Source organism: Enterococcus raffinosus (genome assembly GCF_019175485.1).
Taxonomy (GTDB): Bacteria; Bacillota; Bacilli; order Lactobacillales; family Enterococcaceae; genus Enterococcus_A; species Enterococcus_A raffinosus.
Map to the genome: position 1 here is coordinate 1,170,687 of NZ_CP072888.1, position 19,036 is coordinate 1,189,722.

The 19,036-nt window shown below is 37.9% G+C and carries 23 protein-coding genes; 16 read left to right on the plus strand and 7 right to left on the minus strand.

Annotated elements, in window-relative coordinates; genetic code table 11:
* The first annotated feature begins 290 nt into the window (after window positions 1-290).
* Window positions 291-932, plus strand: a complete 642-nt coding sequence (locus J9537_RS05740; protein ID WP_218257050.1) for a lactate utilization protein — start codon at window positions 291-293, stop codon at window positions 930-932.
* A gap of 74 nt (window positions 933-1,006) precedes the next feature.
* Here J9537_RS05740 and clpP read toward each other — a convergent pair whose 3' ends face one another.
* Entirely contained in the window at window positions 1,007-1,600 is a 594-nt protein-coding gene (clpP, locus tag J9537_RS05745) for an ATP-dependent Clp endopeptidase proteolytic subunit ClpP (protein ID WP_010744464.1), read from the minus strand.
* A 287-nt stretch (window positions 1,601-1,887) separates the two neighbouring features.
* Between clpP and J9537_RS05750 the strand changes: the two genes are divergently transcribed.
* The 5 genes from J9537_RS05750 to J9537_RS05770 all read left to right on the plus strand — a co-directional run bounded on the left by J9537_RS05750 (window position 1,888) and on the right by J9537_RS05770 (window position 6,697).
* Entirely contained in the window at window positions 1,888-2,403 is a 516-nt protein-coding gene (locus tag J9537_RS05750) for a hypothetical protein (protein WP_010744465.1), read from the plus strand.
* A 61-nt stretch (window positions 2,404-2,464) separates the two neighbouring features.
* Complete coding sequence (locus tag J9537_RS05755) at window positions 2,465-3,199, plus strand: glycerophosphodiester phosphodiesterase (RefSeq protein WP_218257051.1); 735 nt, start codon at window positions 2,465-2,467, stop codon at window positions 3,197-3,199.
* Window positions 3,196-4,125: a tRNA (adenosine(37)-N6)-dimethylallyltransferase MiaA gene (gene miaA, locus J9537_RS05760; RefSeq protein ID WP_218257052.1), complete on the plus strand. Its 930-nt coding sequence runs from the start codon at window positions 3,196-3,198 to the stop codon at window positions 4,123-4,125. The genes J9537_RS05755 and miaA overlap by 4 nt, the downstream gene beginning before the upstream one ends.
* A 90-nt stretch (window positions 4,126-4,215) precedes the next feature.
* A complete protein-coding gene (hflX, locus tag J9537_RS05765; protein ID WP_218257053.1) occupies window positions 4,216-5,460 on the plus strand; it encodes a GTPase HflX in 1,245 nt (414 codons plus the stop codon).
* Window positions 5,444-6,697 (plus strand): methionine gamma-lyase family protein, encoded by a 1,254-nt coding sequence (locus J9537_RS05770; protein WP_218257054.1) that lies wholly within the window; start codon window positions 5,444-5,446, stop codon window positions 6,695-6,697. The genes hflX and J9537_RS05770 overlap by 17 nt, the downstream gene beginning before the upstream one ends.
* Here the strand turns inward: J9537_RS05770 and J9537_RS05775 are convergent.
* Window positions 6,651-6,896, minus strand: coding sequence for a hypothetical protein (locus tag J9537_RS05775; protein ID WP_218257370.1), 246 nt, complete (start codon window positions 6,894-6,896; stop codon window positions 6,651-6,653). The genes J9537_RS05770 and J9537_RS05775 overlap by 47 nt on opposite strands.
* 192 nt (window positions 6,897-7,088) lie before the next feature.
* On the opposite strand from J9537_RS05775, the gene J9537_RS05780 reads away from it, so the two are divergent.
* Window positions 7,089-7,469 (plus strand): MerR family transcriptional regulator, encoded by a 381-nt coding sequence (locus tag J9537_RS05780; RefSeq protein ID WP_010744471.1) that lies wholly within the window; start codon window positions 7,089-7,091, stop codon window positions 7,467-7,469.
* 48 nt (window positions 7,470-7,517) lie between these two features.
* The gene (gene glnA, locus J9537_RS05785; RefSeq protein WP_010744472.1) at window positions 7,518-8,858 is read left to right on the plus strand and encodes a type I glutamate--ammonia ligase; all 1,341 of its coding nucleotides are present in this window, start codon (window positions 7,518-7,520) and stop codon (window positions 8,856-8,858) included.
* A 55-nt stretch (window positions 8,859-8,913) separates the two neighbouring features.
* Here the strand turns inward: glnA and J9537_RS05790 are convergent, their stop codons facing one another.
* Window positions 8,914-9,756 (minus strand): ABC transporter permease, encoded by an 843-nt coding sequence (locus J9537_RS05790; RefSeq protein WP_218257055.1) that lies wholly within the window; start codon window positions 9,754-9,756, stop codon window positions 8,914-8,916.
* A complete protein-coding gene (locus J9537_RS05795; protein ID WP_218257056.1) occupies window positions 9,737-10,492 on the minus strand; it encodes an ABC transporter ATP-binding protein in 756 nt (251 codons plus the stop codon). Before J9537_RS05795 ends, J9537_RS05790 begins: the two co-directional genes overlap by 20 nt.
* A gap of 392 nt (window positions 10,493-10,884) precedes the next feature.
* Here J9537_RS05795 and J9537_RS05800 point away from each other — a divergent pair, with 392 nt between their 5' ends.
* Together J9537_RS05800 and J9537_RS05805 are read left to right on the plus strand one after the other, a co-directional pair.
* The gene (locus tag J9537_RS05800; protein WP_028020802.1) at window positions 10,885-12,135 is read left to right on the plus strand and encodes an IS110 family RNA-guided transposase; all 1,251 of its coding nucleotides are present in this window, start codon (window positions 10,885-10,887) and stop codon (window positions 12,133-12,135) included.
* Window positions 12,136-12,475: 340 nt separating this feature from the next.
* Window positions 12,476-13,210: a class I SAM-dependent methyltransferase gene (locus J9537_RS05805; protein ID WP_218257057.1), complete on the plus strand. Its 735-nt coding sequence runs from the start codon at window positions 12,476-12,478 to the stop codon at window positions 13,208-13,210.
* 59 nt (window positions 13,211-13,269) lie between these two features.
* On the opposite strand, the gene J9537_RS05810 is transcribed toward J9537_RS05805, so the two are convergent.
* The 3 genes from J9537_RS05810 to J9537_RS05820 all read right to left on the minus strand — a co-directional run bounded on the left by J9537_RS05810 (window position 13,270) and on the right by J9537_RS05820 (window position 14,753).
* The gene (locus J9537_RS05810; RefSeq protein ID WP_218257058.1) at window positions 13,270-13,683 is read right to left on the minus strand and encodes a DUF3021 family protein; all 414 of its coding nucleotides are present in this window, start codon (window positions 13,681-13,683) and stop codon (window positions 13,270-13,272) included.
* Window positions 13,680-14,129, minus strand: coding sequence for a LytTR family DNA-binding domain-containing protein (locus J9537_RS05815; RefSeq protein ID WP_218257059.1), 450 nt, complete (start codon window positions 14,127-14,129; stop codon window positions 13,680-13,682). The genes J9537_RS05810 and J9537_RS05815 overlap by 4 nt, the downstream gene beginning before the upstream one ends.
* A 156-nt stretch (window positions 14,130-14,285) precedes the next feature.
* Window positions 14,286-14,753, minus strand: a complete 468-nt coding sequence (locus J9537_RS05820) for a TspO/MBR family protein (RefSeq protein WP_218257060.1) — start codon at window positions 14,751-14,753, stop codon at window positions 14,286-14,288.
* 251 nt (window positions 14,754-15,004) lie between these two features.
* On the opposite strand from J9537_RS05820, the gene J9537_RS05825 reads away from it, so the two are divergent.
* The 6 genes from J9537_RS05825 to J9537_RS05850 all read left to right on the plus strand — a co-directional run bounded on the left by J9537_RS05825 (window position 15,005) and on the right by J9537_RS05850 (window position 19,029).
* Window positions 15,005-15,274, plus strand: a complete 270-nt coding sequence (locus tag J9537_RS05825; protein ID WP_010739601.1) for an IreB family regulatory phosphoprotein — start codon at window positions 15,005-15,007, stop codon at window positions 15,272-15,274.
* Entirely contained in the window at window positions 15,271-15,699 is a 429-nt protein-coding gene (gene ruvX, locus J9537_RS05830) for a Holliday junction resolvase RuvX (RefSeq protein WP_218257061.1), read from the plus strand. The genes J9537_RS05825 and ruvX overlap by 4 nt, the downstream gene beginning before the upstream one ends.
* A gap of 15 nt (window positions 15,700-15,714) precedes the next feature.
* On the plus strand, window positions 15,715-16,035 hold the full coding sequence (locus tag J9537_RS05835; RefSeq protein ID WP_218257062.1) for a DUF1292 domain-containing protein: 321 nt from the start codon (window positions 15,715-15,717) through the stop codon (window positions 16,033-16,035).
* 186 nt (window positions 16,036-16,221) lie between these two features.
* Entirely contained in the window at window positions 16,222-17,325 is a 1,104-nt protein-coding gene (locus tag J9537_RS05840; protein ID WP_218257063.1) for an alpha-hydroxy-acid oxidizing protein, read from the plus strand.
* Between the two features lie 208 nt (window positions 17,326-17,533).
* The gene (locus tag J9537_RS05845; RefSeq protein ID WP_376713217.1) at window positions 17,534-18,370 is read left to right on the plus strand and encodes a transporter substrate-binding domain-containing protein; all 837 of its coding nucleotides are present in this window, start codon (window positions 17,534-17,536) and stop codon (window positions 18,368-18,370) included.
* The gene (locus tag J9537_RS05850) at window positions 18,370-19,029 is read left to right on the plus strand and encodes an amino acid ABC transporter permease (RefSeq protein WP_218257064.1); all 660 of its coding nucleotides are present in this window, start codon (window positions 18,370-18,372) and stop codon (window positions 19,027-19,029) included. The genes J9537_RS05845 and J9537_RS05850 overlap by 1 nt, the downstream gene beginning before the upstream one ends.
* Window positions 19,030-19,036: the final 7 nt, after the last annotated feature.

Consider the following 19,036-nt stretch of genomic DNA (forward strand, 5'->3'; position numbering starts at 1 on the left):
CCCTTTATTGAGAGGTCACTTTTCATTTTTTAATTCATGAATAAAGGCATACAGGTTCATTTGAAGTAACTAATGAGCGAATTCTACAGTATATTAAAGGACTAATTGCTTTTAGAGAACAGCTGCACGCACCTAAAAATTATTTTAGGTGTTTTTTTGGTTGCCAATCAGTCACAAATCATTGAAAATGAACAAGAAGAATTCAAGTAAAGATGGATTTCGTTGTTTTAGGTCTGGCTGAAAAAATTTAGCTAGTAAAGCTTATAAATGAGGACTTAAGGAGAGTAGATATGGAGAAATATCAAAAAGATCGGTACGTAGCTGCCGCAGAAAGCCTAAGCAGAAAATTAGAGCGAAGAAATTTTCAACCGATTATTTGTCAAAGTTTAAAAGAAGCCAGAGAAAAAGCATTAGAGAAAATCGCTCCCGATCAGTCGGTAGGTTTTGGAGGTTCTGTTACTGTAGAGCAATCGCAAATTATTGAGAAATTATATGAACGCGGTCAACGAATGATTGATCGAGAAAAAACAAAATCAGCAGAAGAACGGCATCAAGTAATGAAGCAGGCACTGCTGGCTGATTATTTTTTGACGAGTATTAACGGAATTACCGAGGATGGAGAATTAGTTAATGTAGATAGCGTAGGAAATCGTGTCGCTGCGTTAACCTATGGTCCAGACAATGTATTTACATTTGTCAGTATGAAAAAAGTGTATGGCGATCTGAAGACGACTGTCGAAATGGTTAGGCGAAATACGGCACCATTAAATGCCTATCGTTTAGGCCTTGAAAAAACGCCATGTATCAAAAAAGGAACTTGTGGAGATTGTTTACAGGCAGAATGTATTTGCAATACCATCGCTATAACGAGACGATCAATGAAAAAAAATCGTATTGTGATTTTTTTGATTATTGAAGAGGTTGGGTTATAGGAAATTATTTTCGTATCAGCTAATAATCAATAGCCAAAATAAAAAAACCGAGGATATCCTCGGTTTTTAAACGTTTAGTTCAAAGCGCTGCTGTTTTCCATCACTTCATCAATTAAGCCGTATGCCTTTGCTTCTTCGGCTGTCATGAAGTTGTCGCGATCAGTATCACGTTCGATTACTTCGATCGGTTGACCAGTGCGTTCAGATAAAATGTTGTTTAAGCGTTCGCGCGTTTTCAAAATGTGACGTGCAGCAATTTCAATTTCTGTTGCTTGTCCTTGCGCGCCGCCTAGGGGTTGGTGAATCATAATTTCAGCGTTTGGTAAGGCGAAACGTTTCCCCTTAGCACCAGCTGTCAGCAAGAAGCTTCCCATGGAAGCTGCCATCCCAAGGACGATTGTTTGGACATCGGCTTTAACAAAGTTCATCGTATCAAAAATCGCTAAGCCGGCAGAAACGCTACCGCCTGGAGAGTTGATGTAAAGATAGATATCTTTTTCAGAATCTTGGGCATCCAAGAAAAGTAATTGGGCGATGATAGTGTTCGCCATATCGTCGTTCACTTCTCCGCTCAACATAATGATGCGGTCTTTCAATAAACGAGAATAAATGTCGTAAGCACGTTCGCCACGAGATGATTGTTCAATAACTGTAGGAACTAAATTCATAGTGAATCCTCCTTAAAATAGTGTTCATAAATTATTTTAGCACAAACGAGGTTAGATTGCTAAAACTTAAAAAAAGTATACAACGTTGGTCAGTTTTGGTCAAATATTAGGCTTCGTTTTTTTAAACAGGTCAAACTATCCTCAAAACATCAAAATATGGTACTATTAATAACGATGATAACAGGATGTCAGATTGCCGCAACTTAAATGATTTCTGTGGGATGAAGGGCGTGTGAAAATCAATTTTTTAGAAATAATTTCATAAGGATGAATTAGGAGGGAAAAACGTGGAAATCGCATTTATTGGACTAATCGGCGTGTTAATTGGAGCGGGCTTAACAGGCATCGCGGTTTACTTTGTGTTTAAGTATATTGACTTGCGTCATCGACGTGAAAGAGAATTGGAGCATCAGGTAAAGGAAATTGAAACCATTAATCTCTTAAATAAAAAAGTAAATGAAATTTTATCAAAACGAAATGTGTTAATGCAGGAGTATGTGACATTTAATTCATTCGATGATTGCTATATCACAATTGATGATTTCATCTATTTGAATTCCTTTACGGCGCAAAATAATTTCTATCTACCAAATTATTTAATTGAGGAATTTTTCAAAAATATTTCTCATCGAAAGGTTATTTTATCTCCGGAAGAAACGGTAAAAATCGGGGGATATACGTACAAAGGCGGACGGATTGTCATGGAAACTTTTTCTGAACAGCTTTTAGAAATATTAGATGAAAAGAAACAACAGTTGTCTCGTTCTACCAAACAACCTTTGCGCTATTTTAATGTACAATAGTAGCTTAGCAACACTCACAAACTTACGAGTTTTTTTATTGATGATGAACGAGGTGAAGTAAATGACAGTAATTATTGCTCATCGCGGGAGTGCAGGGACTCATCCGGAGAATACCTTGCCGGCGTTTATGGAGGCAGTACGAACGGGCGCAGATGGAATTGAACTTGACGTCCATTTAACAGCGGACCAGCAATTGGTCGTTATTCATGATGAAAGTGTTGACCGTACCACAGATGGTAAGGGATTCATTCGTGAGTTAACACTGGAAGAAATTAAGGCATTAGATGCTGGTAGTTGGTTTGACGAAAAATATCAAGCTACCAAGATATCCACGCTGCAGGAAGTTTTAAACCTCCTGCTGCAGATGCGGTTTCGTGGTTTCTTATGTATTGAGATAAAGACGAATAAATATCATTATCCAGGGATCGAAGAGAAAATATCAAACGTAATGACGAGTAAAGAATGGCCCTTCACCTATTGGTATACAAGCTTTAATATTGATTCATTGCGAATCATGCACGAGTATGAACCGGATGTTCAATATGACTTGATCCAGAAGAATGACTTAGAAAAATATCAACTCGTCTTGGATACAGATTTTATTGAAGGACTGCATCCAAGTTATGACTGGGTGAGACAGCATCCAGAGATTGTAAAAAACTTTGAAAAAGCGATTCGCCCATGGACACCAAATCTTTACGAAACAATGATGACCTGCTATGAGAACAACTTAGCTGGTATCATTACTGACTTTCCAGAAAAAGCGATTCGAACGAGAAGCAGGTTTAAGCAATGAAAGTAGTTGCAATTGTAGGACCTACCGCTGTAGGTAAAACGAGTTTAAGTATTGATTTAGCGAAACGCTTTAATGGAGAAATCATTAGTGGAGACTCTATGCAAGTATATCGTGGATTAGATATCGGTACCGCTAAAGTAACACCTGAGGAAATGGATGGGATTCCCCACCATTTAATTAATGTTCGAGAGTTAGATGAAAACTATTCTGTTGCTGACTTTCAAGTAGCAGCTAGGCAAACCATTCAAGAGATTACTGAACGTGGAAGACTCCCAATTGTCGTTGGCGGAACTGGGTTATATATTCAATCTTTATTATGGGATTACAAGCTTGGTAGTGAAGGTGAGCCGGAAGATGACACATTACGAAAAAGCTATGAGCATTTCGCTGAAAAAAATGGCAACCAAGCATTATGGGAGAGATTACAGGCAGTTGATTCATTGGCGGCTGAGAAGATTCATTTTAATAATCGAAAAAAAATGATCCGAGCGTTAGAAGTGTTTGAATTGACCGGTCATTCGATCCTTGAACCTAAGGACCAGCCTAAAAAACTTTATGATAGCTTTTTGATTGGTTTAAATACAGATCGCGCAATTTTGTATCAGCGAATTAACCACCGAGTGGATCTTATGGTTGAACAAGGATTGCTGGAAGAGGCTAAGAAACTTGCTGAAACACCGGATGTTCAGGCTGCTCAGGGAATAGGCTATAAGGAATTGTTTCCATATTTTGCTGGAGAAATGTCCTTAGAGGCAGCGCTCGAAGAGGTGAAATTACACTCGCGCCGCTATGCGAAGCGTCAATTAACATGGTTCCGTAATCGCATGTCGGTTCATTGGTTTGATTTGGTTCAGCAGCCGAAAGTGATTAATGACATTGAAGCGGAAATCACGAGATGGTTGGCAGAGGAGAATGATCAAAATTGATGGGTGAACAAATAAGACAGGTGCACAGCGTAAAACAATAGTATTCATTATGAAGCGGAAACGTTATTAATGAAATTAGGAGGAAACGGATTGTCAGAAAGAGTCATATTAGTCGGCGTCGAGACAGACGAAAGTAAATATAATTATTTAGAATCGATGCATGAGTTGGCCGGACTAACCAAGACGGCTCATGGCGAGATAGTTTTTTCATTAACACAAAAGCGCCCTCGAGTAGATCGTCAAACGATTATCGGAAAAGGGAAAGTAGAGGAATTGGCTCAGCTTGTCGATGTACACGAAGCTGATTTGGTGATATTTAACCATGCCCTCTCACCACGCCAAAGCCAAACTATTGAAGCTCAGGTGGGTGTTCCAGTGATTGATCGAATCCAATTGATATTAGATATCTTTGCGCAGCGTGCCCGCTCAAAAGAAGGAAAGCTGCAAGTAGAGCTTGCACAGTTGGATTACCTATTACCCAGGTTGGTTGGACAAGGTCAAAGCTTATCTCGACTTGGTGGTGGGATTGGTACCCGCGGTCCAGGTGAAACAAAATTGGAAACAGACCGACGTCATATTCGACGTCGTATTTCAGCAATCAAAAAAGAATTGAAAGAAGTCGAGGCACACCGTGAGCGCAATCGTCAAAAACGGCAACAATCAAGTATTTTTCAAATGGGCTTGATTGGGTATACGAATGCTGGAAAATCAACGATTCTGAATTTATTAACGAATGCGGACACGTATTCTGAAGATCAGTTATTCGCGACATTAGATCCTTTGACTAAGCGATGGCATTTACCACAAGGAATGGAAACGACCATCACAGACACAGTTGGATTTATTCAGGATTTACCTACACAATTGGTTGATGCCTTTCAATCAACATTAGAGGAAAGCAAAGGGATGGATCTTTTGCTTCATATTGTAGACGCAAGTGCGGAGGATCGACAGCAGCAGGAAAAGACAGTGATTGAACTGTTAAAGGAACTGGAAATGGACGACATTCCAATGCTAACTATCTATAACAAAGCTGATCGAATTGATGAATTCAGCTTTGCACCGACCTTGTTTCCAAGTGTTTTGATTTCTGCGAAAACAAATAAGGGAAAAGACCTCTTGGCAGAGGCCATCAAGCGAGAAATCATGAACTTGTTGGAGCCCTATTTAGTGACTTTAAATACCGATGAAGGACAGGCTTTGAATGAGATGAAAAGGGAAACGCTTGTGTTGAGCGAGCGCTTTGATGAAGAAAAAGAACAATATATTGTACGGGGATTTGCTAAGAAAAAATCTCTTTGGATTAGGAGAATGGACGATGGATTGGACGACTAACCTAGCACCTGAGTTGGTTGAAATAATTGATCAGGTTGATCAAAAGATTGCAAAGCGGTTGCAGGAAATAAGAGAGGTTGCGTTATCAAATCAGGCGAAGGTATTGACTGCGTTTCGAGAAAACCATGTTTCGGAAAGTCATTTTTTACCCTCAACAGGCTATGGGAATGACGATCAGGGCAGGGATGTATTAGAAACAGTTTATGCTCAGACTTTCGGAGCAGAGGCTGCATTAGTACGACCTCAAATTGTCTCAGGAACACACGCCATTGCGACATCATTGTTTGGTGTGCTACGTCCAGGTGAAGATCTGCTTTATATTACTGGGACACCTTATGATACTTTGCTAGAAGTGATCGGAATACAAGGAAATGGTATTGGATCTTTCAAAGAATACAACATTGGTTACGATGAAGTGAATCTTTTGCCGGATGGAAACGTCGACTTTGATAAAATCAAGGAAAAGATAACAGATAAGACCAAAGTAGTGGCAATTCAAAGATCTCGTGGCTATGCGTCCCGACCTTCTTTTACGATTGAAAAAATCAAAGAAATGTGTGATTTTGTTAAATCGATTGCTCCAAACGTTGTTATTTTTGTAGATAATTGTTACGGTGAATTTGCAGAACTAATGGAGCCGACTCAAGTCGGGGCGGATTTGATGGCGGGCTCCTTAATCAAAAATCCCGGTGGAGGGATTGCCAAAACTGGCGGCTATATTGTTGGGAAACAAGAGTTGATTGAGCGATGTGCTTATCGCTTAACCACGCCTGGAGTTGGAGCGGAAGGTGGCGCGATGTTAGGGAGTGTCTTTGACATGCTGCAGGGCTTCTTCTTGGCACCTCATGTAGTAAGCCAAGCGATTCAAGGTGCGATTTTCTCTTCTGCTTTGTTGGCCGAGTACAATTTAGAATCTACACCCAAGTGGGATCAGCCGCGAACAGATTTGATTCAGTTGATCGACTTTCGAGATCGAGAGAAAATGATTCAGTTTTGTCAAGCGATTCAAAAATATTCTCCGATTGATGCGTATGTGGCCCCAATCCCATCTTACATGGCTGGCTATGAAGATGATATCATTATGGCAGCAGGAACCTTTATTCAAGGGGCAAGTATTGAACTCAGTGCGGACGGTCCATTGAGAGAACCTTATTCTCTCTATCTTCAGGGGGGCTTGACCTTTGAACATGTTAAAGTTGCGGTAGCAAACGCTGTAAATGAAGTTTATTATTCATAATAGTTAAAATCCGAAGTTGTTGAACTTCGGATTTTTTTATTTCAAGCTGATTTTCGTGGAGGATTAATTGATAATCATGGTTGAAATACACAAGATAGGTACGATTCTCTTCATAAGAAGCTCTAACGACTCCAATCAACCCAGCCATTGGGTGAGGCCTTTTTAGTTCAACGGTTTGACCAATTTCAAATTTAAACAATCTTCCATCTTCCTGTCTTTTTTCTCCAGTATATCAATTTCTTTGAACCAATCAACCCTTGATACAATAAGCTTTCTTTGATAAAAACGAACGTTCGGAATTTATATGTAAGAAAATGTGACATAAAGACTTGACGATTGGTCTAACGGATGGTATCCTTTTTTCAACATCAAAAAACAAGGAGGAGATGTTATGCGGGAAAAAGAATTGCGTCGTTCACTTGCTGTTTTTCCAATTGGTACAGTTATGAAGTTGACGGATTTGACTGCGCGACAGATTCGGTACTATGAGGAGCAAGAACTGATCCATCCGGAACGAAGTGAAGGTAACCGTAGGATGTATTCTCTAAATGACATTGATGTATTGCTAGAAATCAAGGACTATCTATCCGATGGCCTAAATATGGCAGGAATCAAACGAGTCTATCAAATGCGTCAAGAAGAAGTGAAAGCGGCTAAAGAAAAACCGCCATTGACTGATAAGGATGTTCGCCGTATTTTTTATGACGAAATGTTGACACAAGGTGGATTCCAGCAACAAAATCCATATCAATCACAAGGTCCAAAGCTGTAGTGATTGTGGAATATAAAAAAATGAAGTGCGAGGAAGGGATTAGATATTATGCCGAAAAGAGATCTAAGTAAAGAGGATATTACAAGAATTGTCGAAGAAGAAAACGTCCGTTTTTTACGTCTGATGTTTACAGACATTATGGGGACTATCAAAAATGTTGAAGTACCAGTTAGCCAAATGGAAAAAGTCCTAGATAACAAAATGATGTTCGACGGTTCATCTATTGAAGGGTTTGTCCGTATTGAAGAAAGTGATATGTATCTATATCCAGATTTGTCTACTTGGATGATTTTCCCATGGGAAAGCGATCATGGCAAAGTAGGACGCTTAATCTGTGATATTTATAGTCCTGATGGTACACCGTTCCCAGGAGATCCTCGTGGAAACTTGAAACGTGTACTGAAGGGAATGGAAGAGTTCGGCTATACTTCATTCAACTTAGGACCAGAACCAGAATTCTTCTTATTCAAAATGGATGAAAATGGCGATCCAACATTAGACTTGAATGACAAGGGCGGATACTTTGATTTTGCACCAACTGATTTAGGTGAAAATTGTCGTCGCGATATCGTACTAGAACTTGAAAGCTTAGGCTTTGAAGTAGAAGCTTCTCACCATGAAGTTGCTCCTGGTCAGCATGAAATTGACTTCAAATACGCAAATGCGATTGAAGCATGCGATAACATTCAAACCTTCAAATTAGTTGTAAAAACAATTGCACGTAAACACGGCTTGCACGCAACGTTCATGCCTAAACCTCTTTACGGAATCAACGGTTCAGGAATGCATTGCAATATGTCACTGTTTAATGATGAAGGCAACGTGTTCTACGACGAAGATGGTCCAATGAAACTGAGCAAAACAGCTTATCAATTTTTAGCTGGTCTTTTGAAGCACGCGCGTGCATATACGGCAGTATGTAACCCGATCGTGAATTCTTACAAACGATTAGTTCCTGGTTTTGAAGCTCCTGTGTATGTAGCTTGGAGCGGACGCAATCGTTCTCCATTGATTCGTATTCCAGAATCTCGCGGTTTGTCTACACGTTTAGAATTACGCTCTGTGGATCCAGCAGCAAATCCATATTTGACTATGGCTGTTTTATTAGAAGCTGGTTTAGATGGTATCCGTAATGAATTGACACCACCAGCAGCAGTGGACCGCAACATTTATGTAATGACTGAAGAAGAGCGTAAAGAAGCTGAAATATATGATTTACCTTCTACAATTCATAATGCAATCAAAGCATTGCGTGAAGATCAAACGATGATCGATGCTCTAGGTAATCATATCTACACGAACTTCAATGAAGCAAAACGCATGGAATGGGCAGCCTTCCGTCAAACTGTTTCAGAGTGGGAACGTGATCAATACTTAGAACTTTACTAATCCTAACTCGTAGACCTCTTGAGGATTTCCTCAAGAGGTCTTTTAAATTAATAGTTTATCTCTTTACTTCTATCCGTTTGACGTTCCATAAGGCAATAGCTAAAAATATACAGCTTGAGATCACTAGAATAGCGATAGGAAGAATGATACTCTCTTGACCATTTAATAAAATTCCTAATTCTTCTTTAATTACTGTCGCAATTGGTTCATCTGCAGCAGTAAATACGTTTGCCGTTAAGATACGGCGGATTAATACGATGCCGCTAGTTAAAGGAAAATATTCTACTATTGTCTGCACATTGTCAGGCAGACTTCCTATCGGAACATAGCAACCGGTCAAAAAACCAATGAAAGGACCGATCACAGAAGTCATAGTGGAGAAGGTATCAATTCGTCTAAAAAAGCTCGCAATGAAAAACATAAAGGCTGAAGAACAAAAAACTGTCAATAAACTAACAATGAATAATAGGCCCAACTGTGGCAAAGTGAGAAAGTCACCATTCGAAAGAACCACAATGTAGATTTCTGCTACAAGAATCACGATAAAAGTAATCAACAGTGAAATCAAGAAGGTACTAAAAAAATAACCCAACATAATTTTACTTTTAGAAATCGGAGAGATCATAAAGTCAGTATAAACATTTCGCTCCTTGTCTCTAATCATTAGGCTGACTGAACCAAGAGTAGAACTTGCTGATGCAATACCGATCACACCAGCAAGCATCCAAGTGTCAATTACAAGTTTCGGATGCGAAAGGGCAGATAAGGAATCAACTAAACTGTCGCCTAGCAAGAAAACGTAAAGGATAATCATAATCAATGCTCCGATAAACGAACCAATCACCGCCTGTTTGTTTTTGAAAAATAGCAACAATCCTCTATATACTAATGCATTCATAATTCTCTCTCCCTTTTTCCATAATCGTCAAAAAGACATCCTCCAGTGTCAAGCACTGATAGTTTTTCTTCAAATTCTCTGGGGCGTCATACGCCATAATTTTCCCATTATCTAGCATCAAAATATTATCTGAATCTCGAGCCTCTTCCATGTAGTGAGTAGTTAATACAACGGTCATGTGATATTTTGATTTTAATTGATGAATCAATCGCCACATGTCTGATCGTGAACCAATGTCTAGTCCGGTAGTTGGTTCATCTAAGAACAATAATTTCGGTGTGTTAAGCAAAGCTCTTGCGATATCAACCTTTCTCTTTTCTCCGCCTGATAGAACACCATATCGTTTATTTAAGAGATGTTCGCCTTGGACATCCGCTAGTTTTTCTTTGGCTAATTGCTTGGCTTCTTTCCAATTATTAGTGTAAAAGTATGCCCGAATAAATAAGTTTTCTTTCACTGATAAATCTGGATCTAAGATACTGTTTTGGAAAACAACGGAGATCATTGATTTATGCTCAGTGGATTGTGTTTCTAAAGCTTTTCCTTCAAATAGAATTTCACCAGCATCTGCCTTGGCTAATCCTAGAATCAAAGAAATCAAAGTTGATTTTCCTGCCCCATTTGGACCTAAGACAGAAAACAACTCTCCTTCTTTTATTGAAAATGAAATATTATTTAAAACTTCTTGATGATTATAAGATTTAGCTAGGTTTGATATTGTTACGAGTTCATTCATTTTAGTTCCCTCTCGTAATATATATTTTGAAACGATTTTCATCGTTCCAGTCACCCTTTCGGGTTATTCCTTATTAAATAACTTTAAAACCTTGGCTATTGACTTTTGTTCCTGAATAATAGACTTGTGGAAATGGTCTATCGAAACACTGCTATTTTCCTTTGTAGCTATGACTACAGCAGAAAGCCTGCATCCCGACTTATTGGTTATCATGCCTCAAACCCATTAGCTGTACCGTTTACTTTTTATACTATTTCTAGTAGGAAATAGAGTGGCTTTTAGAAAGTAAACAATTGAGTACTATTAAGCGAGACTGCGGTTATCCAGTAAGGTTCAGGGATAAACTTCAATAGCTAAGTATTTCCAAATAATTTACGAAAGGAGGCCCTTCCATGAAATTATTTATCGGTTTAGATGTTAGCTCTCAAAAATTAGATACTTGTTTTTTAACAGATTCAAAAGAAATTCTATTTGAAGATTCACTTAGCAACGATTTGATCGGAGCTAGTGAAATCAAACAAAAAATTCTGAATTACCAAGAAACCTGCGATTTCAGTCGAATTGTCATAGGCATGGAATCAACCTCTGTCTACAGTTTTCATCCATCAATGTTTTTCTACTTAGATGAAGATTTAAAGCAGTTACCTGTCGAAGTTACTGTAGAAAATCCTTATAGAATCAAACAGTATTCAAGAATGTTTGATCAGGATAAAACAGATAAAATTGATGCACGGATCATAGCCGATTATCTGCGAGTAGATCTTCATACACTATCTCCTATTAAAGAAGAAATCTATGTTGGTCTTCAACGATTGACAAGATCTCGTTATCAATTAGTAACTCAAATGGTAGAAGCCAAACAACATTTTTTAGAAAATCTAACGTATAAATGTAACACCTTATCAAAAGAACTTGCGAATGAAGACAATAAAACTTCCGTATTCGGAACTACGATTATGAACCTCCTAACAGAGGACATTACCTTAGACGAATTTTCAGAAATGCCTTTGGAAGAAGCAGCCGAATTACTTCAAAAGCTAGGAAAAGGTCGATTCAAAAATCCAGAGCAACTTGTCAAAAGTATTAAAAAAGCTGTTCGTAGTTCTTATCGTTTAGGTAAAGTAACCAAGAACTCTATTGATCTTGTGTTAGGAATAATAGCCAATGAAATCAAATTTCTAAAAAAACAGATTAAAGAAATCGAAAAAGCCATTACTGCCTTACTTGAAACAATTCCAGAGGCCCAATGCTTGTTAAGCGTCCCAGGTTTAGGGCCTGTTTATACCGCAGGCTTAATCGCTGAGATTGGTCAAATCGAACGATTTGACGATCAATCTAAATTAGCAAAGTATGCGGGTCTAACTTGGACTAAGAATCAATCGGGAAACTCTCAATCTGAAAACACACCACTAAATCGTTCTGGAAATCGCTATTTTCGTTACTACTTAATTGAAGCCACCAATCGAGTAAGAATCACGCTTCCAGAATTTAAAGAGTACTACCAAAAAAAGAAAAATGAAGTACCTAAACACAAACATAAGCGAGCGCTCGTCTTAACCGGAAGAAAATTTGTGCGCTTGATCGATGTGCTACTACGCAACGGTCAACTCTATCAGCCAACGAAGGTGGTGATAGAAAAATAACGCAAAGTTATTTGCACAAAACCTCGTAATCAGCCCGAAAAAATTTGAATTTTCGTCGGGTCTAGTTCAGTGCGGTCTAATCTTTGAAAATCTAACTCATTTTTTTAAATTTCTATCTTGACTTATTACCATTAGGCTTTCTAGTTAATATTTCTCTCGTTGTTCTTCTTAATAAACCCACTATAAGCAACTTTTTTGGCTGAAACAATGGAATTTCTCTAAGTGGTTGTTAACTCGAACTAAGGTGAATGTTCCCCTATTTTTTTGCCGGTCTTCAATAAAAAATGCCTAGTAAAATCATTTTGATATAATGGAAGTAAAGACTTGTGAGGTGTGAAAGATGAAAGATAGATATCAACAATTCGCTTATGATTATGATGAGTTTGGCAGTATTGAGGAATATCTTGGCACAGAGAAGGAGTTTTTTCAATCCGTCTTTTCGAAAGAGAAAGTGGAAAGTGTGTTGGATTGCGCATGTGGAACAGGACAGCATCTTTATATGTTTTCAGAGATGGGCTTAGATGTCGCTGGATCGGATTACTCAGCATCTATGTTAGAAATTGCTGCTAAAAATTTAAGTGAAAAAGGGATAGAGGTACCACTTAAACAATGTGATTTTAGGTATTTAGAGAAAGCGTATCAAAAGAAATTTGATGCAATCGTCTGCTTAACGACTTCTTTGCCTCACTTGCACACGGAAAAAGATCTGGTTACTGCTCTAAAATCAATGAAAGCAAGGATGAAAGACGATGGGATACTTATTTTGACACAAGGGACAACACATCATAATTTAAGTTTGCCAGCAATTGAAGTAGTAGTGAATAAGCCAAATTTCTCTCGTGTATTTGTTAAGGAACAGGATGGAGCATTCCAAACCATCCATGTTTTAGATCTGTATCATTCGACAGAGCGTCTGGAAAGCAACCAATATGACATTGTATATAAGATAATTCTTGATGATGAGTACCGTCGATTGCTTAGTTTAGCTGGATATAAAGATGTACGAATATTTGGAGATTATGATCAAGCCCTTTATGATTTAGAGAGCAAGCGATTGATTGTCGTTGCGAGGTGAGCATGAAAAATGCCGATTGGCTATTCCAATCGGCAGAGAATTGTATTTTAGGCATTCACTTAGTTATTTTGCTTCCTTTTTCGCTGAATTAGCTGATTGATCTCGGCTGCTTCCTTCTTGTCATTACTGTAGATGAAAAATTTAATGAAAGCGTAAATTAATAGAGTGATCCCAAAATTTTGCATTAGTCCAATCATTCCTAAATTCCAACCATACCCAATATCGCCAATGATAATTTGTAGGAAAATCAATCCGATATAGAGCAGTTGATTTAAAATAATACGACGATTAGAGTAGGTTTCCTTGTCTTCAATAATGAAACGCAGTAATCCAGATATTAATGAGACGATCAGCATGTATTCTATGATTTCAAAGAGCGTTTGCTTATTGATTGCCAAGTTTACAAGGACTAGTAACGTAAAAATCATAGATGACAATCGGAAAACACTTTTGAAATAGTCGATTACTCTCATATCCGTTTCCTCATTCCTAAGGCTTTTTTTAGTTCAGGAACATATTTTCTCGATACAGCAACGCGTTCATCGTTAACAAGAGTTGCTTCAAAGCGGCCACTCAAAGTAGGTGATACAGATTGAATGACTTCGATATTTAGTAACATTGATTTTCCGATTCGGATAAATTTGTGGGGCAAAAGCTTTTCCTCCAGCTGATAAAGCTTTTCAGCACTTTGGTAGACCTTGTCTTGCGTATAAATAAAGCTTTTCTTATCGACAACTTCTATATAAAAAACATTTGAGTATGGCACTTTGTAATGAGCACCATTTTCCTCACCAACTAAAAAAAGTTTTTCGTTCTTGAGAATAGAAAGCACATTTTGAAGGGATTTTGTTACTTCATGAACTTTAAAATTGGCTGTTTCTTCTTTTGATTTTTCAATAATCTCAACAATTGTCTTCAAAAGCGGCTCCTTTCCAATAGATTCCTGTCTAAAAGTATAGCAAGCGCTTTATGGAAAGGTCAAATCGGAGAGAAAAGAAGTGTCCTATTGACTGACGGAAAGAAAATGAAATGATCAAAGCTAATAAAAAGACATCAGAGAGCTGATGTCTTTTGACTAGTTTAAAAACGCTAATCCAAATGAAAGGTAGGTAGCATAAATAATCCAAATAAGGTAAGGAACAAAACAAATCGCTGCTCCTGTAGAAATTCCTCGAAATTCACGAATGCTAAAAATGATACTAATTAGTAGAAACAAACTGATGAAGGAGGCGATCCAGAAATGTGAACCTCCAAAGAAAATGATACTCCAAATAAAGTTAAGTACTAATTGGATGCCAAAGAGAATATAAGAAAGAGTTTTGCCTTTTGCTTCCTTACTATCGATCACCAAGAATAATGCCAAACCAATTAGAGCATAAAGGATAATCCAAATCGTTCCTACGATGCTGCCCGGGGGTGCTAAAAATGGTTTGTTTAGCTGAGCGTAGATTGCAGGGATATCGCCAGCAAAGAAACCAGAGATTGATCCGATTAATTCTACACCAATGATACAGGCAAGTAATTTAAAAAATCTATTGGACATAGTAGAGCCTCCTTTGTTTTTTTAAGCAAGAAATGTATTTAGTAAAACAAGTTATAATTTCAGTATAACGAGCATTATCCTTAAAAGAAAAAAAGATGCTTATAAAAAAAGACATACACTAGAGGAAAGCATGTTATAATAATTTGGAAGATTTTCTAAAGCCAATAGATTGGCAACTTGCAAAGTTTGTAAGTTTTGTCTTCTTTTAGTAGAATATAATTGTTGATAATTCCAAGGAGAGGTGTGAGAAAATGGGATACACAGATGAAACAGTCCGTTTTGATTTTGATGATAATCGTAAGAAAGAAATTAGTGAAACGTTAACGATTGTCTACAATGCTTTAGCTGAAAAAGGCTACAACCCGATTAACCAAATCGTCGGCTATTTATTATCAGGAGATCCTGCGTATATTCCTCGTTATCAAGATGCACGAAACTTGATTCGTCGTCATGAGCGCGATGAAGTCATGGAAGTTTTGGTAAAATACTATCTAAAAGATCACGGTATTGATATTCGATGAGAATAATGGGACTAGATGTCGGCTCTAAAACTGTTGGAATTGCGGTAAGCGATCCATTTGGCTGGACGGCTCAAGGAGTCGAAATCATCCGTATTGATGAGGAGCAAGGGGAGTTTGGCTTTGATCGTTTACGCGAGCTTGCCAAGGAATATCAGGTTACTAAATTTGTAGTAGGACTCCCTAAAAATATGAACAATTCAATTGGTCCACGTGCAGAAGCTTCTATGACCTATGCTGAAAAAATCAAAGAACTTTTTGATTTACCAGTTGAGTTTCAAGATGAACGACTGACGACAGTGCAAGCTGAACGGATGTTAGTCGAACAAGCGGACGTGTCGCGTTCGAAAAGAAAAAAAGTTATCGATAAACTTGCAGCGGTGATGATCTTACAAAATTATCTTGACCGTACTGGCAATAAACTTTAGAAAAGAGGAATAGATATGGCACACGAACATACACATGACCACGATCACGAGCATGATCATGACCACGAACACGAAGTAATTACTTTAGTTGACGATGAAGGAAATGAAACGTTATACGAAATTCTTTTGACAATTGATGGACAAGAAGAATTTAATCGCAATTATGTATTACTTTATCCCGCAGGAGCACCTGAAGACGAAGATGTTGAATTGCAGGCTTACGCTTATGTTGAAAATGAAGACGGTAGCGAAGGCGAATTGCAGCAAATCGAAACAGATGCTGAATGGGATATGATTGAAGAAGTTTTCAATACCTTCATGACCGAAGAAGAATAAAATGAATTAAGAAGAATCCTTTTTTAGGGTTCTTTTTTTGTTTCCACTGGAATAAAACGTCAATAGAAAAGAATATTTTTATAGATTACTACTAAAAATAATCGATAAACAGATCATTTGTCACTAATTAAGTAGAAGGGTAACATTGGATTTGTAAACGTTATCAAATTGAAGGTGGGGATTTAGATGGAAAAGATTTATCAGGCGAGCACTGCAGAAGGTGCCATCGATTTTATTAATATGTTTGACCTGGAAGAAGCTGCAAAAGAGGTTATCCCTAGAGGCGGGTATGGATATATCAGCAGTGGTGCAGGGGATATCTTTACGTATCAGGAAAATGAAAAGGCTTTTAATCATAAATTGATTATTCCGCATGTATTAAGAGACGTGGAATTACCTAATACGAAGACAACGTTTGATAATGTTGAGTTAGCAGCACCGATAATTATGGCTCCTGTTGCAGCTCATGGATTGGCTAATGTTTCCGCAGAAAAGGCTTCTGCAAAGGGGGTTGCTCGCTTTGGTACAATTTATACAGCAAGTTCTTATGCTTCCTGTACGTTAGAGGAGATACGACAAGCTGGAGGAAAAGAAGCGCCTCAATGGTTTCAATTCTATATGAGTAAAGACGATGGGATAAATCGTGATATCTTAGATATGGCAAAAAGAAATGGCGCTAAGGCGATCGTTCTGACTGCGGATGCTACCGTGGGAGGAAATCGTGAAACAGAACGGAGAAATGGCTTCACTTTCCCTTTAGCAATGCCAATTGTTCAAGCGTATCAATCAGGAATCGGACAAACCATGGATGCTGTATATGGTTCATCAAAACAAAAACTTAGCGCGAAAGATGTAGAATTTATCACCCAGAATTCTAAACTTCCTGTCTATGTAAAAGGCGTTCAGTCAGAAGAAGATGTAGAACGTTCACTTGGATCAGGTGCTTCTGGCATTTGGGTATCAAATCATGGAGGTCGGCAGCTTGATGGAGGGCCAGCATCCTTTGATTCCTTACAATATGTAGCGGGCGCTGTGGCAGGCAGAGCTCCCATTGTTTTTGATAGCGGCATTCGTCGCGGTCAGCATGTTTTCAAGGCGCTGGCATCTGGCGCTGATTTGGTTGCGATAGGTCGTCCTGTCATTTATGGTTTAGCACTTGGTGGCTCCATTGGTGTACAACAAGTCTTTGATTTTTTCAAGAAGGAATTGGAGATGGTGATGCAATTGGCAGGAACACAAACAATAGAGGACATACGGAAGATAGAATTAAGAGAAAATAGATATGTATAAAAGCTTTTAAACGAATACAAGTTGAGAACTAGTTATTCTTAAAAATAAATTTAGTTATTTTAAGAGGTGTCTTATCACACATTGAAATTGATCATATCTGTATTATATCCTGTTTTTCATAGGCAACTTTCTATTAACATGTGTTTTTTATATGCTATAAGTAAAGAAGCAATAAAAAAATATGTTTAAAGGAATGGGTGAAAGAGCATTGAAGAAATGGATGATAGGTGTGACACTTATTGCCGCAGGTTTTATTTTGACTGCATGCGGAAATGGTCAAGCAAAAGAGGATGCGAGTTGGGAAAAAGTTGAGGACAAAAAAGAGATCGTTGTGGCGACTTCGGGAACACTATTTCCGTCATCCTATTACGATGGTAAGAACAATTTAGTTGGTTATGATGTAGATGTTGCAAAAGCGATAGCGAAAAAACTAGATTTGAAAATTCAATTCAAGGAATATAATGTCGATGGACAAGTTACCGCAGTTAATCGAGGGGAAGCCGACTTTGCTGCCAATGACTTTGGCATGTCAAAAGAGCGTTCGGAAAAATTCTCTCTTTCATCCCCGATCAAATATTCTTTTGATAGCATGATCGTTAGGAAAAGCGATGACTCAGGCATTCACTCTTTAGATGATTTAAAAGGGAAAAAGGCTGCAGGCGAACCGAATACTAGCTATATGAAAATTGCGGAAAAATATGGTGCAAAAGCAATTACTTACGACAATGCTACGAATGATCAATATTTAACGGATGTGGCAAACGGCCGGACAGATGTGATCTTAAATGACTATTATCTGCAAAAAATGTCCGTAGCAGCGTTACCTGATATCCCCGTAAAAATTTTAGAAGACGTTTACTTCAATGCAAATACAACTGGTTTTCTTTTCAAAAAAGAAAATAAGATGTTAAAAACTAAAATTAATCATGCGTTGAAGGATTTAAAAGAAGATGGGACTTTAACAAAAATAGCTGAACAGTACTTTGGAATAGATGTTTCAGTAAAACCGAAACAAGAAGTAACAGAAAAGGTTTCACCAGATTAATGTATATCCCTACAATTAATATCAATTTAATGATAGAATCTATTCCATTTATAGTAAGCGGATTAGGCTACACGTTAGGGATTAGTGTGGCAGCCTTTCTGCTTGGGAATTTTCTTGGAATAATTGTAACTATTTTAGGGTTTATATCTTGGAAACCCCTTCAGCTTTTTGTACGTTTTTACTTGTCTTTCTTGCGTGGAACACCAGCATTGGTTTTACTATTTTTATTGTACTTTGGTTTGCCTTACCAATTAAATGCAGTGGCCGCGGCAATTATTTGTTTTAGCTTGACCAGTAGTGCGTTTATCGGTGAAATCTATCGTGGCTCAATTGCAGGCGTAAATAAAGGTCAATGGGATGCTGCGAATGCTTTGGGAAATCGTTTTTTTCCAACGATGCGCTACATTATTCTACCTCAAGCGATGAGAATTTCTATTCCGGCTTTAAGTAACGTTGCGATGGATCTAGTAAAGGGGACTTCCTTAGCTGCTATGATCACCGTACCAGACATCTTTCAAAAGGCTAAAATCGTAGGGGGACGAACATTCGATTATTTATCTATGTATATTTTAGTAGCGATTATATATTGGCTGCTTTGTATTATTGTTGGCAATATTCAGAAACGTTTGGAAATTCATTTTCAAAGAAAATATATATGATAAAGTA